This is a genomic window from Alitabrizicola rongguiensis, from assembly GCF_021491355.1.
GTDB lineage: Bacteria > Pseudomonadota > Alphaproteobacteria > Rhodobacterales > Rhodobacteraceae > Aliitabrizicola > Aliitabrizicola rongguiensis.
On sequence record NZ_JAKENF010000003.1, the window covers coordinates 1 to 13,414 of the forward strand.

Here is a 13,414-nt window from a genome sequence, read left to right on the forward strand (position 1 = left end):
CTTCGCCACCCGGACCCGCTTCGCCGGCCAACCCAACCGTAGCGCCAAGACCCGTCATGCACTAAGACTGAACCCGGACCACTCGATCGGGGCAGGCCAATCTACCTCATCCGCGGGACAGATGCTGAAGGTCAACTACTGGACGGCAAGCATGCCTACACGATGACCTTCGCCAAAAACGCGCTGCCGCCTGTAGACCGCAGCAAGGGCGGGTTCTGGTCTCTGACCATGTATGACAAGGACTATTTCATGCTGGCCGACGCGCCGGACGGGCGGACCAATGTTGGCACAGTCAATCTCGATGCGAACCAGCTGGTTTTTGCGCAGGACGGCAGTCTTACCCTTACCCTGTCGCATGATGAACCGAGTGGCGATGCCGCGCGGGCAAACTGGCTGCCTGCACCTGACGGGCAGTTCGCACTGATCATCCGGGCTTATGTACCAGGAAAGGCAATTCAGGACGGCAGCTACAAGTTCCCGGACGTGGTAAGAGAGTGAATGCGAAACCAAGCGTCCTTCCTGATACCGATGCAGCATCCTACTTTGTGATACGCGGTCGCGGTCCTAATGATTAATGTCGATCAACTGCGAACGAAGTTTGCAAACGCGGCATAGCGACCAGTGGTAATGTCTCGCAAAGCGGACACCGGTGCCAAGCACAGCGAAAGACCGCTTTCCGCCCTCTACCGACATTTATGCCCTAGCTCGTGGCCCGCGCCGTCTAGGCGAAATGTTCGATTTCCGTTCCGTCGCTTAATACGCCCCTGACTTCGAAGTGTTCAGGAGCGCCGAAGAAAAACACCTTCGTTTCATTGGTTTGCAAGCCAAGCACCGAAATTGGGCAGTCATGAGGTCCGGAGAATATTAGCCCCGAGAGACCGCTTTCTGGCCTCCCGGCCCAGGGGTGGTGTTCAGCCCCTCCCGCATAACCCTCGAAAACAACGAAAAAATCCGGCCGGAGCTGGATCAGGAGAACGCGTTCGCGAGGGCAGGTGGCGGGCCGGGAAGACCGAAGATGAGAACTTTCATATTTCCGTAAGTATATGATATATATTACTTATTATTTCAAAATATCCCGCCCTTTCGATCTCATCTGGGCGGGCCGCAGCGCTGTATACACCGCTACGAACATTCGCGTTGCCGTTCGCATCCCGATAGATATCTCGAAGAAGATCAAAAAGTGGCTGTGTTAGTTCAAAGTCATCCGGCAGGCCACGAATACCGCGCACAGTTTGGAAGTCGTTGAACCTCTGACGCAGATCGTCCAGGCGGCCCGCTTGCAGGTTTGCGACCACTTCAATGATCGTCCCGCCAGGTCGTTCGAATGCCGATCACTGCCCGCGAAGGCGTTCCAGGGCATTCTCCTTTGACAATCGATAGACGGCATTAGTCACATCAAGCGCATTTACAGCTGCCTTGATGTCACCGTCTGCAAGCTTGACAGAAAAAGAGGAAGCCATTGATTCTGAACCTTCGCAGAGGTGCATATGTATTCGAGCGGTGCGCGCACCTCGTTGGCCTGCCCCGATCGGGTGGATCGGTTTCGGTCTTAGTGCATGACAGGCCTTTGCGCTACGACTGGGGTGGCCGGCGAAGCGGGTGCGGGTGGCGAAGCGGCCCCTGCACCACCTCGGAGGCCGGGGGGCGATAGCCTAACGATGAATGCGGGCGCTTGGTGTTGTAGTGGCGGCGCCAGCGTTCGATGATGATCTTTGCCTCGGAGAGGCTGTAGAAGATCTCCCCGTTGAGCAGCTCGTCCCGGAGTTTCGAGTTGAAGCTCTCGCAGTAGCCGTTCTCCCGCGGTGACCCTGGCTCGATGTAAGCGGTTCGTGCTCCGACGGCGGCGATCCACTCCCGCACTGCCTTGGCGATGAACTCCGGGCCATTGTCCGACCGTATGTGATCCGGCTGTCAACGGCGGAGACAAAACCGGCCACGGGGCGGCGTAAAACCAGGCCAGTGGTTGGGGGCCGAGCGCCATGGCGCGCGCGCTCACCACATAGCTGGTGCGGGCCATGGCGCATTGGCCCGCAGGGCCAATTCTGCAACGGGTGATCAGGTGCCGGGCGCGGCTTTTTGGGCGCGGCTCTGGCCGAGCCGGTAGCTGTCGCCGTTCATTTCGAGGATGTGGACATGGTGGGTCAGCCGGTCGAGTAAGGCGCCGGTCAGGCGTTCGGAGCCGAAGGTTTCGGTCCATTCGTCGAACGGCAGGTTGCTGGTGATCAGCGTGGCGCCGCGTTCGTAGCGTTGCGAGATCAGCTCGAACAACAGCTCAGCGCCGGTCTTGCTCAGGGGCACGAAGCCCAATTCGTCAATGATGAGGAGCTTGTGGCTGACGATCTGCTTCTGCAACCGCAGTAGTCGGCGTTCGTCTCGCGCCTCCATCAGTTCATTGACCAGCGTCGCGGCGGTGGTGAAGCCGACGGAGAGGCCCTTCTGGCAGGCGGCCACGCCGAGAGCCAAGGCGATGTGGGATTTCCCGGTGCCACTTGGCCCGAGGGCGATGACGTTCTCTTGGCGTTCGATCCACTCGCAGCGGGCCAGTTCCAGCACCTGCATCTTGTTGAGCCTGGGGATCGCCTTGAAGTCGAAGCTGTCGAGACTCTTGGTGACGGGGAACTTCGCGGCCTTGATACGGCGCTCGACCATGCGCCGCTCGCGGTCGATCAGTTCCAGTTCGACCAGGCGCGCCAGGAACTGGACGTGGTCCTGACCCTCGGCCGCGCATTGCCGGGCGAGTTTGTCGTATTCCCGCAGGAAAGTCGGCAGCTTCAGCGTCTTCAGATGATGCGCGAGCAGGATCTTGGGGGTCTCGGTCATGCCAAATCGCCCGACATCAGGCACATGTAGGCGGCAGCCGACGTGGTCCCGACCTCTGCGCGCGGCAGGTAGGGGTAGACGTCGAGGTCCAGCTTTGGCGGCCGCTTCTCGACCTGGCAGAGGACAAGGTGCTTCACGGCATCGAAGCCAACCGCGCCGAGCTGCAGCGCCTTCTTCACCGCGGCATGAAGATCATCGATGCCGAAGTTCTCCAGCAGACGCAGGACCTGCACGTATTCGCGCCGCCCCGTCTTCAGCATGCGCGCTTCCATGAGGCGGCGCAGGGTCGCGAACTCGGGCGGCAGGTCCCATTCCGCCAGGGGCGCGGCTTGATCCAAGGCGTTGATCTTCCTCTCGATCAGCGGAAGATAATGGATCGGATCGAACACCATGTCCTCACGGTCGTAGCAGCGCGGGTGCTTGGCGATGACCTCGCTGCCGCAGCCGATCACGACTGCGCCGACATAGCCGCGGACCCAGACATCGCGGTGGCCATAGGCGACCGGGACCGAGTAATCGTTGGTTTTGTAACGCACCAGCGACTGAGAACTGACCCGACCCGTGGTCTGATCACAGGCGTCGAACGGCGCGGCGGGCAGGTCGACCATGGCCGTCATATCCCGCGCGAGCCGTTCTGCGATGGTCTCCGACTGGCCGCGGAGCACGTCAGCCTGACGCTTGCGGCACTGATCCTCCAGGTAGGCGTTGAATGCCTCCCAGGTTGCGAACCTGGGGATTGGCACCATGAAGTTGCGACGGGAGAGGCCGACCAAGCCCTCCGCGTTTCCCTTGTCGTTCCCCTTGCCCGGCCGTCCATAGCGGTCGCGGAATAGGTAATGCGACAGGAAGCCGCTGAAGAGCGTGGCTCGTTGCCGCGTGCCGTCGGGCAGGATCTTCGCCACCAGGCACCGATCGTTGTCGTAAAGGATCGAGGCCGGCACCTTGCCGAAGAACGCAAAGGCGTGGACGTAGCCATCGACCCAGGCCTCCGCCGTCGCCGCCGGATAGGCCCGCACGTAGCAGGCATCGCTGTGCGGCAGGTCCATGACGAAGAAATGCGCCTTCTGCTCGACACCGCCGATGATAACTGTCGCTTCGCCGAAATCGGCCTGGGCATGACCGGGCGGATGCGCCAGCGGCACGAACATCTCGCGGCCATGCCGTTCGCGCTCCCGCATGTAATCCTTCACGATCGTGTAGCCGCCGGTGAAACCATGCTCGGCCTTGAGCCGCTCGAACACCCGCTTCGCCGTGTGGTGCTGCTTGCGGTGGACCTCGCGATCGACCTCCAGCCAGCCGTCGATGATCCCGGTGAAGGCACCCAGCTTCGGCCGCTTCACCGCCGCCTTCCGCCGGTAGCCCGGCGGAACCGAGAACACCATCATCTTGGCTACGCTGTCGCGCGAGATGTTGAAATGCCGCGCCGCCTCGCGCTGGCTCATGCCCTCCGCACAGGCCAGTCGAACCTTCCGATACATGTCCACGGTGAAAATCCTCCCACCCTCCCTGCAGCCTGCAGAAAGGACATAGGTGGACGACTATTGCGCCGCCCGCAGCAGGCTCATCCCGCCGCTTCCCTGGCCGACTTTCTCACCGCCGTTCTCACCGGCACGCCGCGCAGGATGAACAGATCAGACAGCACGTCGATGACGTCGGTCGATCGGAGCCTCCGGTCGACCCGGATCACTAGGCACTCCCGGGAGAACTCGTCGATGAGGTTGAGCAGACTTCTCTGGCGCTAGCGCTGGTTGGCAGAAACTGTCCACAAAGCCCCGAAGCAAGTTCCAGGGCCCAGGTAGGACTGATCCCTACTCTGCTGGCGTGTGCCGGACCAAAGAGTCATGAGTTGGGGCGTATTCTCGGCCCAGACTTGTTCGCGAAATCTTCTAGTCGCACCCGAGCTTCGGGTTGTGTGTTGACCACTCCGGCAACGCAGGCTTCGGCATAGGCGGCATCCAGTGCCGACATGTTTTGAATATGACTAATCGCGGAACAAATGGCAAAGTTGGTTAGCGGCAGGTTCTCAGCACAGCGGCGGGCAAGTACAACGGCATGCGCAAGCGAGGCCTCGACTAGGTACTGCGCAAGGCCAAGCTCTATCGCCTCTTGGCCCTGATAGACCCGCCCGGTCAACATCATGTCTACCATCCGCGCTTTGCCGATCAGGTTGGTCACGCGGATCGTCGCACCGCCGCCAGTAAACAGGCCGCGCTGGCCTTCGGGAAGGGCAAAGTAGGTCGAGGGATCGGCAACGCGGATATGGGCGGCAGAGGCCAATTCCAGCCCCCCCCCCACCACCGCGCCCTTCAGCGCGGCAATGACCGGAACTCCGCCATACTCCATCTTGTTGAAGGCCTCGTGCCAACGCAGGCAAAGCTGCCAGAACTCGGCAGGCGACCGGTCGGCCTTGTGGTGTTCCACCAGATCAAGACCCGCACAGAAATGCGGGCCTGCCCCTGCCAGCACGATCGCCCGGGCACCATCCTTCATGGCACACGAAAAAAGACCGACCAGCTCTTCGATTGTTTCCGCGTTCAGCGCGTTGCGTTTTTCGGGTCGGTTCAGGGTGACGATCCAGACGCCATCGGGCTGACGGTCCACGAGCAAGTTGCGATAGTCCATCGGCCTATCCGTTCACATCCACGACCACCCGTCCCTGCACCCGGCCTTGCAGGATGGCCGCGCCGAGGGCTGGCAGATCAGTCAGGGTGGCGGGGCGGGTCATCGCGTCCAGCCGGTCCTTCGGCAGATGGTCGGCAATCCTTTCCCAGCCGCGAAGGCGGTCGGGATAGGGTTTCATGACGCTGTCGATTCCCAGAAGGTTCACACCCCTGAGTAGGAACGGTATGACGCTTGCCGGCAGGCCCGTTCCGCCCGCAAGCCCGACTGCGGCAACCGAGGCGCCGTATTTCATCTGTCCCAGCACGCGCGCCAGCATCGCACCACCGACGGCATCGATGCATCCGGCCCATGTTTCGGACTCGAGCGGGCGCTTGACGGTTTCGGCAAGGTCGGCGCGGGGGATGATGCGGCTTGCACCCAGATAGCACAGATAGGCTTCCGTCTCGGGGCGTCCGGTGACGGCGGCGACCGTGTATCCCAGAGCCGCCAGAATGGCAACCGCGACTGAACCTACACCGCCCGCCGCGCCTGTCACGAGCACTTCGCCGTTGGCAGGGGTCAGTCCATGATCCTCCAGCGCCTGTATGGCCAGCATCGCCGTCAGGCCGGCCGTGCCCACGGCCATTGCCTGCCGCGCGGTCAGACCGTCCGGCAGCGTCACCAGCCAATCCGCCCTGACGCGCGCCTTCTGGGCATAACCGCCCCAGTGCACCTCGCCCACCCTCCAGCCAGTCAGCACCACCTTGTCACCGGGCTTGTAACGGGGGTCGTCGCTCGCCTCGACCGTGCCGGCGAAGTCGATGCCCGCGACATGGGGCCAGTTGCGCACCAGCCCGCCGCCGGTGGGCGAGAGGCACAGACCGTCTTTGTAGTTCAGCGTCGTGTATTCGACCGCCACGCTGACATCGCCCTGCGGCAAGGCGTCCGTCTCAAGCTCCTTGATCGTGGCCTTGGCCTGACCTTCGGCATCCTTTTCAAGCACGAGGGCGCGAAACATGGTGTCTTTCCTTCCTGTCAATTCGGACCGTGCCAGTCGATCTGGCAGATCTCGGCCGAGCGGCCTTCGAAATCCCAGACGCGGCCGAAGGCGCGCACGCGGCCCTTGCCGGCCTGGGCGACGGTGATGTCGGGGCCCATCCAGTAGCCGGTGTTCGATACGACGACCTCCTGATCGGGATTGGCGCCGGTGATCGGTGTCACTTCACCCTGAATCTTCTTTCCGACCGTCAGGCGGCGAGTCTTGCCCTCTGTCGTGTATTCGACCGGCGCGCGCTCCGCGCCAAGAAACTCCGACACCATGATCGAGAAGAGTCCCGTGGTGCCGCGCACCTTGCCCGAGAAGATGCGGATCAGCCCGTCATAGGCGGCTTCGCTGGCGCGTTCGTCGATATAGGCGGCGGCCTTCCAGTTGCCGCGCCCCATGTTTCCGGGAATGTCCATCAAGAGACCGACATTCAGCCCCGACAGGCTTTCGTCGTCGAAATGCCCCTCGTCGATCCGCACGCCCACCCAGGCCTGACAGTAGCCTTCCGTCGGCGGGTGCTTGCCGAGGGAGACGACGCAGGGGCAAAAGACAGTGCAGTTGCAGTTCAGGATCAGCTCGCCCTTGATCGCCCATTCGGGCAAAGTTGCGGCCATGATAGTTCCTTTCAGAAGAAGGGTGCCGCGAGCGCGGTTGCCCCCGCAGCAGTGACAAGAAGGTATCCGGCAGGCCGCGTCAGGATGCGGCCAAGGTCAGGCAGTTTCTCCATCACCATGAAGAGCGTAGCTGCACCCATCCAAAGCAGGTTCATCGTGCCGCCGACGAAGGCCAGCGCCATCAGCGCCGAGCAGCAGCCGAAGCACAGGACGCCAAGTTCCAGCCCCATGCGGAAGGCACGGGCAGAACCCGGAGCCCAACGTTCCATGAAGAAGGTCAGGGGCATCCGGCACCGCGCAAGGCAGGCGGCCTTCAGATGGGTCAACTGGTAGGCCCCCGCCATCAGAAGCAGGGCGGAGGAGAGCAAGAATGAAAGGCTGGACCCGTCTGGCGCCACAAGTCCCGCCTGCGTCAGCGCCAGCTGGCCAAGCGCACCGATCGGCGCCCCCGCGATCCAGACCAGCGCATATCCCGCGACAAGCGCAACGGCATCGACCGCCTGCGTCGCCCCCGCCGTGCCAAGGTTCAGGAACGTGCGCAAGGCGGGGACGAAGGTCGGCAGCATCATCGCGGCCGCCATTAACAGCCACATGGCGAACAGGCTTGCCAGATCGGCCGATGCCGCACCGATGCAGAGCGCCCCCCACAGGCCAGACGGCACGTCGACAAACGGCGATGTGGCGACCATGGCGAACAGTCCCGCCCAAGCGGCAACGACCGACGCAAAGAAGGCAAGCCACACGACTCCGGCAGGGTTCAGGCTGCGCGTCCGCTTCGCGAGGCCGTGCATCACATCACTCGGTCCAGGAAGTCGGCTGCAACATCAAGGTAGAGGTCGATTTCCTCGGCCCCATGCGAAAACCCGACCTGGGGTCCCGCCGACCAGATAGCGTCCCAGATGCCGCGATTGGCCATGAACACCCTGCGGGCGGCATTAAAGCCCCGGTGCATCGACAGCAGGGTTTCGTCGTAGGATCGGGGAAGGTGGGGTGTCAGGCAAAAGCCCGAACGCGGCCCATATCGAAAGGCGCGCCAGGGCAGGCTGTAACTCCGGGTCAGCGCATCGATACCGTCCGAAAGCCGCGCGCCAAGAGCGGAAATCCGGACGTAGCCGGCTTCCGTCTGCACCTCCTCCAGCATGGCCAGTGCCGCAGCGGTTGACAGCGGGTTGCCGTGGATCGTCCCGCCCGTGGCAATTCCTTTCTGCCCATCCCGCCGCCCGTCGCGCCCGGCCCGCAGCCCTTCGGCCAAGGGGGCGGTCATCCCGTAGATCCCCAGCGCCACACCGCTGCCAAGGCCCTTGCCCAGGACCAGCAAATCGCATGCCAGCTGCATCGGGCGCTTCATCCCGCCATAGGCCAGTTGCCAGGTATGGGTTTCGTCCAGCACGAACAACGCGCCCGCCGCGCGGGTAAGGCGGCAGGCCTCGGCCAGGAACCCAGGGTCGGGCAGGACCAGGGTGCTGTTGGTCAGCGCCGGCTCGGTCAGGACGGCAGCAACATCGCCCGGCGCCAGTGCCGCGCGAAGCGCGCCCAGGTCGTTGAAGGGCACGCTGACTGTCTCGCGCGCCACATCCGGCGAAAGCCCCAGCGCCGCGGGCTGCATCTGTCCTTCCGGACCGCGTTCGACCAGTGTTGCGTCGATATGGCCGTGATAGGCGCCGCTGAAGGCGACCACCTTGCGCTGGCCCGTCAGGGCGCGGGCGATGCGGAACACCTCGGTATTCGCCGCCGAAGCTGAAAGCGTGTATTGCCAGAAAGGCATCCCTGTCCGCCCGGACAGGGCTTCGGACAGAGCAATGGCGTTTTCCGAAGGCAGAAGAGACTGCAGCCCGATCCCGGCCTGCCGGGCTACGGCTCGGGCAACGGGGGTATCGCCATAGCCCAAGGTGTTGGACAGGTCAGCCAGGTTGAAGTCGACATATTCGAAGCCATCTGCGTCGGTGAACCGGCAGCCCTGCCCGCCGGCCACAAAGGGCGGAGCATGGTCGTAAAGCCAGCCCATCCAGGGCATAGGCACGCCATCCGGCATGACCTTCGCCGCCCGCTGCAACAGCGCGGCAGACTTCGGCCGGGCGCGAAGGAAACTTTCGGTCTCGGCCTGAAAGAGGGCCTGAAGCCGCCCCAAGTTGATGCCAGGAACCGGATCGGCAAGGTCAGAGGCCATCGGCCGCTCCGGCAAGGCGGGCGAGGTAGGCGTCAAGCGGGGCGGCGGGGTCTTCCTTGCCCGACAACTCGGCCCGTGCCATGGCGATGATCGCGATTTCGTGGTCGATCAGCAACTGCGCCGCAGGCTTGGCCGCCTCGGGTGCGCGGTCGAGCAGGTTCGTGAACTCAACCACATAGGCCGGATAGTCGCGATCCATGATTGCCATGACTTCCAGGAAGGGAAGCGCTTGCCAATCCGCCGCTTCCGCTCTGCCCGAAAGCTGCACGGCCGTCTCATCGGCAGGCGACACGCCGAATTCCGTGGCAAAGCCACGCAGGGCGGCATCGGTCCGGTTCTCGATCACCGCAAGCTTGTGCCAGAGCGCGGCGCGGCGCGGCGCGGGCTCGGTCTCAGCCAGGGCGGCAAAGAAGGTCTCGCCCGAGATTTCCTCCTCGAAGGCCTTCGCGAAGGCGGCCTCGAATGAAGCGAAGCTGCGTGCCGATGCTGTCATTGAATGCGCACCCCTTGCCGAATCAGCTCTCGCTGGACGGCGTCCATGTCGACGGTGTCCACCTCCCGGTTGGACTTCACCGCCTGCGCCGCTGCCACGCCCGCACCTTGCCCGGCCACCGCGCAGCAGGCCATGTTGCGCGTCGCGGCATGGGCCACCATGTCGCCGCCAATCGCCCGGCCCGCGACCAGCAGGCCCTTGACCCCCTTGGGCAACATGGAGCGATAGGGAATATGCATATACCGCCCGGTGGTCGGGATGATCAGGATGCCATAGCCGTCGATGAATTCGGGGTAGATGCCGATTGTATCCTCGAACCGCCCTTCGTAGCGTACATCCGCCTCGGTCATGTTGTAGACCGCGTCGATCTTGCGGGTGTCCCGGATACCGATTGTCATGCCGAAGTTGCGCAGGCGCACGCCCTTGCAGCCGGGCATGAAGCGGCGCAGCGCGTCGATCGCCAGCATCGCCTGCTTGCGTCCCTCGACCTCTCCCCTTGTCATGCTGTCTGGATCGGTGCCGTCTATCCCCGCAAGATGGACAAGGTTCATATAGGTCAATTCACCCGTGTCATGCATCGCGCCCCAGGTTCCTGCGATGGTGTTCAGGTGCTTGGGGATGATCCCTTCTTCGATCGCCTTGGCGAAAGGCTTCTTCAGGAAGGGCGAGAACATGCCGTCTTCCTTTCCGTCGGTCTCGACCGTCCATTCGCCGGTGGACCAGTCCTTGTAGGTCTGTGGATCGGCCTTCACCTCGGCCATGAACTCGGCCTTGTTGACTCCGGCCAGATGGAACATCACGCTGGCCGCTTGCATATGCTCGGTAGGTGTCTTCGGCGCGGGCGCACCGCAGCGTACAGCCACATCCGCATCGCCCGTGGCATCAATGACCACCTTGGCCAAGATCGCCTCACGGCCCGCCTTGGATTCAACAATGATCCCGGCGACGCGGTCGCCATCCATGACTGGCGCGACAAAGGTGCGGTGCATCATGCCATGGATTCCCGCCTCTTCCACCAAACGATCGGCCACCAGCTTGAAGCCTTCGCTGTCCAGCTCATAGCTGAGCGACTGGCTTTCGGGGACGGCCGCACCCATCGCTTTGGCCCGCTCCTCGAACTCGCGGCCGATGCCATTCGCCTCGACAGTCGCCTCGTGGCGATACCAAGCCAGACCTTCGACCCCCACCACGGTGATGTTGCCGCCATAGCAGCCGAAGCGTTCGACCATCGTGACCTCGACGCCCGCCCGGGCGGCGGCAAGCGCTGCGGCAAGTCCACCGGGGCCGGAGCCCACGACCAGCACCTCTGTGCGGCAGATGACGGGAACGTGGCGGGCGGGCTCTAGGATGAAGTCTTTCATGGTCTCACAGGAAAGGAAGGTCGGTCAGGATTCCGGGCTGGATCGCGCCGCCGACCCGGGCGTCGACGCGGTCGCCGATGGAACAGGCGGCTTCGATCAACGCGAAACCGATGTTTTTCTTCAGCCGGTACGAGAAGATGCAATTGGTCAGATCGCCTACCTTCACGCCGTCCCTGAAGATTGGATTCCACAGGAAACCTGGCTTCACCGGATCGCCAGCATCCAGAATGATCCCCAGCGACTGGCGCTTGGGGCCCTCGGACGCCACGCGGCGGAGAGCATCGATCCCGATCGTGTCATCGGGCACGTGCAGGTCGACATACTTGCCCATCCGCACCTCGTAGGGGTTGGTCGTGCCGTCGGTATCCCCGCCATAGGAAATCAGGCCCGACTCAACCCGCTCGCACCAGTTCGGCCCGCCGGGGCCGATACCCCAAGGCGCGCCCGCCTCGCGGAAGATGTTCCACAGTTCCGTGCCGCGCGTCCCATCGCGCAGGTAGATCTCGAACCCGCCCTGTTTCGACCAGCCGGACCGCTGAACGACGACCGGGATGCCGTTGATCGTGGCTTCCTTGAACCAGAAATACCTGATCTCGCGCACCCAGTCGCCGCAGACATGGGCAACCACGTCCTCGGCCTTCGGCCCCTGGATGGCCATGGGCGAGACATCGGGCTCGCTCACGTCGACCCGCAAGCCACGCTCGGCGGCAATCGCGGCAGCCCAGAACCAGATGTTGCTGTCAGCGATCGACAGCCAGTAGAGGTCATCGGCCAGTTTCAGACAGATCGGATCGTTGATCAGGATACCCTGATGGTTGCAGAGCGGGACATACTTCCCTTGCCCGACCTTCTGCTTTGAAAGATCGCGCGGGGAAAGCATTTGCGCCAGCCGCCCTGCATCGGGCCCCTTCAGCTGGACCTGCCGCTCCACCGCGACATCCCACTGGCTGACCCCGTTGATCAGCCGCCAGTATTCGGCCTCGGGGTCGCCAAATGCAGTAGGCATCAGCATGTGGTTGTAGGTGGTGAAGTTGGTAACGCCTTCCTTGACCGTCGCCTCGTAGAACGGTGACGGGCGCAGGCGCGCCGAAGGGGTGATGCCGTACAAGATCGTCTCCGTTTGGGGTCAGCGCTGTGGTTGGCGTGCGAAGAAGTCGAGGATCATCGGCCACGTCTTCGCGAAGTCGTAGTCATGCGCCATCTGCGCCCGGCAATCGAGGACGGGAGGCAGGCCCGAGGCATCGGCATCGCAAGAGGATCGGCATTCAATCCCGTCTGCGCCGAAGTCGACCTTCACCGGCTCGCCTTCACAAGCCTGCGCCTTGGCCCAGACCCCGGTGATCGCCGAGGCGCCGGTGTAGTGGTAAAGATCAGCGTCCGCCGTCGTCGTCGGGCCCATGTCGCCCCAGTTGCCTGGCGGCACGGTCGGGTCCTGCATCCCGGTGATCACGAGGACCGGCAGACCGTCCGGTCGCGCGGGTCCGTCAAGAAAGCCATTGTGCGGCAGGCCGATCAGCGGCGCGATGGCGCGCAAGCGGCTGGCGACTTCTGGGGTCTGGCCCATGTCCCAGGTGAACATGCCGCCGTTCGACCCGCCTGCCATGAAGACCCGGTCGAGGTCGATGCAGGCGGTCTTGCCGATCTCGTCAATCAGGGAGCCGACAAAGGCAGCGTCATCCGCCTGGCACTGGGTCCAGGAACATCCGTTCTGCGCCACACCCTCGCCCACCGGCCCGCAGGAGGCATAGGCGTAGTTCGTCTTGGCCTCGCCTGCTGCGCCATCGCAAATAGGTTGACCGTCGCCGCCGATGCCGGTCGCCGAACCACGGAAGGTCCAGGAGTTGTAGTTGTCGTCCGGAGCACCCGACCCAACGCCGCGCGCCGCCGCCAAGACGAAGCCACGCTTGTCGGCCTCGGACGTGACGACCGGATCGGCGAGGAACTCGTTTTCATCTCCGCCCCAGCCGTGGAAAATCAGCGCGAGGGGCGCGGGCTTTGCAGCATCAAGGGCGACCGGCACATGCAGTCGATAAGTCCGCGTCAGGCCGTCACTCGCCAGCGTGAAGGTTCCGCTCGAGGGCGAGGCCGTCCCGCAACCGGCACTTGGGGTCTCTGCGAGGGCCGGCAAGGCCAGCGCGGCCATCAGAGCGGCCGTCATTGTCTTGGTGTGCATTCCCGTCCTCTCGAAGTCTTTTTGCAAAGGACCCGCAGACGAGCATTTCAGCCCGCCTGCGGGAGAGTCTGCCGATTTCTCGACAGGGAGAGCCTCCGGTTTCCCGGCTACTGCCCATAGTGTGACTGGCTTACTGTCTG

The 13,414-nt window shown here is 63.4% G+C and carries 12 protein-coding genes and 2 pseudogenes; 1 reads left to right on the forward strand and 13 read right to left on the reverse strand.

Annotated features, from left to right (window positions below; all coding sequences use genetic code 11):
* Nucleotides 1-108: 108 nt before the first annotated feature.
* Nucleotides 109-498, forward strand: a complete 390-nt coding sequence (locus L0V05_RS11445) for a DUF1214 domain-containing protein (RefSeq protein ID WP_319937903.1) — start codon at nt 109-111, stop codon at nt 496-498.
* Between the two features lie 1,051 nt (nt 499-1,549).
* On the opposite strand, the pseudogene L0V05_RS11450 reads toward L0V05_RS11445, so the two are convergent.
* The 13 genes and pseudogenes from L0V05_RS11450 to L0V05_RS11510 form a co-directional block, all read right to left on the reverse strand.
* Nucleotides 1,550-1,908: pseudogene (locus tag L0V05_RS11450) on the reverse strand (integrase core domain-containing protein); the annotation flags it as partial.
* 147 nt (nt 1,909-2,055) lie between these two features.
* Nucleotides 2,056-2,820 (reverse strand): IS21-like element helper ATPase IstB, encoded by a 765-nt coding sequence (gene istB, locus L0V05_RS11455; RefSeq protein WP_234870625.1) that lies wholly within the window; start codon nt 2,818-2,820, stop codon nt 2,056-2,058.
* Nucleotides 2,817-4,298: an IS21 family transposase gene (istA, locus tag L0V05_RS11460; RefSeq protein ID WP_432759346.1), complete on the reverse strand. Its 1,482-nt coding sequence runs from the start codon at nt 4,296-4,298 to the stop codon at nt 2,817-2,819. Before istA ends, istB begins: the two co-directional genes overlap by 4 nt.
* 128 nt (nt 4,299-4,426) lie before the next feature.
* Nucleotides 4,427-4,546: pseudogene (locus tag L0V05_RS11465) on the reverse strand (IS3 family transposase); the annotation flags it as partial.
* Between the two features lie 113 nt (nt 4,547-4,659).
* Entirely contained in the window at nt 4,660-5,442 is a 783-nt protein-coding gene (locus tag L0V05_RS11470; protein ID WP_234870627.1) for a crotonase/enoyl-CoA hydratase family protein, read from the reverse strand.
* Between the two features lie 4 nt (nt 5,443-5,446).
* Nucleotides 5,447-6,439 carry an MDR family oxidoreductase gene (locus tag L0V05_RS11475; protein WP_234870629.1) on the reverse strand — a complete coding sequence of 331 codons (993 nt, stop codon included), beginning with the start codon at nt 6,437-6,439 and terminating at the stop codon, nt 5,447-5,449.
* Between the two features lie 17 nt (nt 6,440-6,456).
* Nucleotides 6,457-7,080: a DUF1326 domain-containing protein gene (locus L0V05_RS11480; protein ID WP_234870631.1), complete on the reverse strand. Its 624-nt coding sequence runs from the start codon at nt 7,078-7,080 to the stop codon at nt 6,457-6,459.
* Between the two features lie 11 nt (nt 7,081-7,091).
* Nucleotides 7,092-7,871, reverse strand: coding sequence for a DUF2182 domain-containing protein (locus L0V05_RS11485; protein WP_234870633.1), 780 nt, complete (start codon nt 7,869-7,871; stop codon nt 7,092-7,094).
* Nucleotides 7,871-9,247: an aminotransferase class III-fold pyridoxal phosphate-dependent enzyme gene (locus tag L0V05_RS11490; RefSeq protein ID WP_234870635.1), complete on the reverse strand. Its 1,377-nt coding sequence runs from the start codon at nt 9,245-9,247 to the stop codon at nt 7,871-7,873. Before L0V05_RS11490 ends, L0V05_RS11485 begins: the two co-directional genes overlap by 1 nt.
* Entirely contained in the window at nt 9,237-9,740 is a 504-nt protein-coding gene (locus L0V05_RS11495; protein WP_234870637.1) for a hypothetical protein, read from the reverse strand. The genes L0V05_RS11490 and L0V05_RS11495 overlap by 11 nt, the downstream gene beginning before the upstream one ends.
* A complete protein-coding gene (locus L0V05_RS11500; protein ID WP_234870639.1) occupies nt 9,737-11,101 on the reverse strand; it encodes an FAD-dependent oxidoreductase in 1,365 nt (454 codons plus the stop codon). The genes L0V05_RS11495 and L0V05_RS11500 overlap by 4 nt, the downstream gene beginning before the upstream one ends.
* Nucleotides 11,102-11,105: 4 nt before the next feature.
* The gene (locus tag L0V05_RS11505; RefSeq protein WP_234870641.1) at nt 11,106-12,209 is read right to left on the reverse strand and encodes a glycine cleavage T C-terminal barrel domain-containing protein; all 1,104 of its coding nucleotides are present in this window, start codon (nt 12,207-12,209) and stop codon (nt 11,106-11,108) included.
* 18 nt (nt 12,210-12,227) lie between these two features.
* Nucleotides 12,228-13,274, reverse strand: a complete 1,047-nt coding sequence (locus tag L0V05_RS11510; RefSeq protein ID WP_234870644.1) for a CE1 family esterase — start codon at nt 13,272-13,274, stop codon at nt 12,228-12,230.
* Between the last annotated feature and the right edge of the window lie 140 nt (nt 13,275-13,414).

Bases quoted from the DNA above. Each gene is read 5' to 3' on its own strand.
- istB (WP_234870625.1), bottom strand. From the start codon at position 2,820: ATGACCGAGACCCCCAAGATCCTGCTCGCGCATCATCTGAAGACGCTG.
- istA (WP_432759346.1), bottom strand. From the start codon at position 4,298: ATGTATCGGAAGGTTCGACTGGCCTGTGCGGAGGGCATGAGCCAGCGC.
- L0V05_RS11470 (WP_234870627.1), bottom strand. From the start codon at position 5,442: ATGGACTATCGCAACTTGCTCGTGGACCGTCAGCCCGATGGCGTCTGG.
- L0V05_RS11475 (WP_234870629.1), bottom strand. From the start codon at position 6,439: ATGTTTCGCGCCCTCGTGCTTGAAAAGGATGCCGAAGGTCAGGCCAAG.
- L0V05_RS11480 (WP_234870631.1), bottom strand. From the start codon at position 7,080: ATGGCCGCAACTTTGCCCGAATGGGCGATCAAGGGCGAGCTGATCCTG.
- L0V05_RS11485 (WP_234870633.1), bottom strand. From the start codon at position 7,871: ATGCACGGCCTCGCGAAGCGGACGCGCAGCCTGAACCCTGCCGGAGTC.
- L0V05_RS11490 (WP_234870635.1), bottom strand. From the start codon at position 9,247: ATGGCCTCTGACCTTGCCGATCCGGTTCCTGGCATCAACTTGGGGCGG.
- L0V05_RS11495 (WP_234870637.1), bottom strand. From the start codon at position 9,740: ATGACAGCATCGGCACGCAGCTTCGCTTCATTCGAGGCCGCCTTCGCG.
- L0V05_RS11500 (WP_234870639.1), bottom strand. From the start codon at position 11,101: ATGAAAGACTTCATCCTAGAGCCCGCCCGCCACGTTCCCGTCATCTGC.
- L0V05_RS11510 (WP_234870644.1), bottom strand. From the start codon at position 13,274: ATGCACACCAAGACAATGACGGCCGCTCTGATGGCCGCGCTGGCCTTG.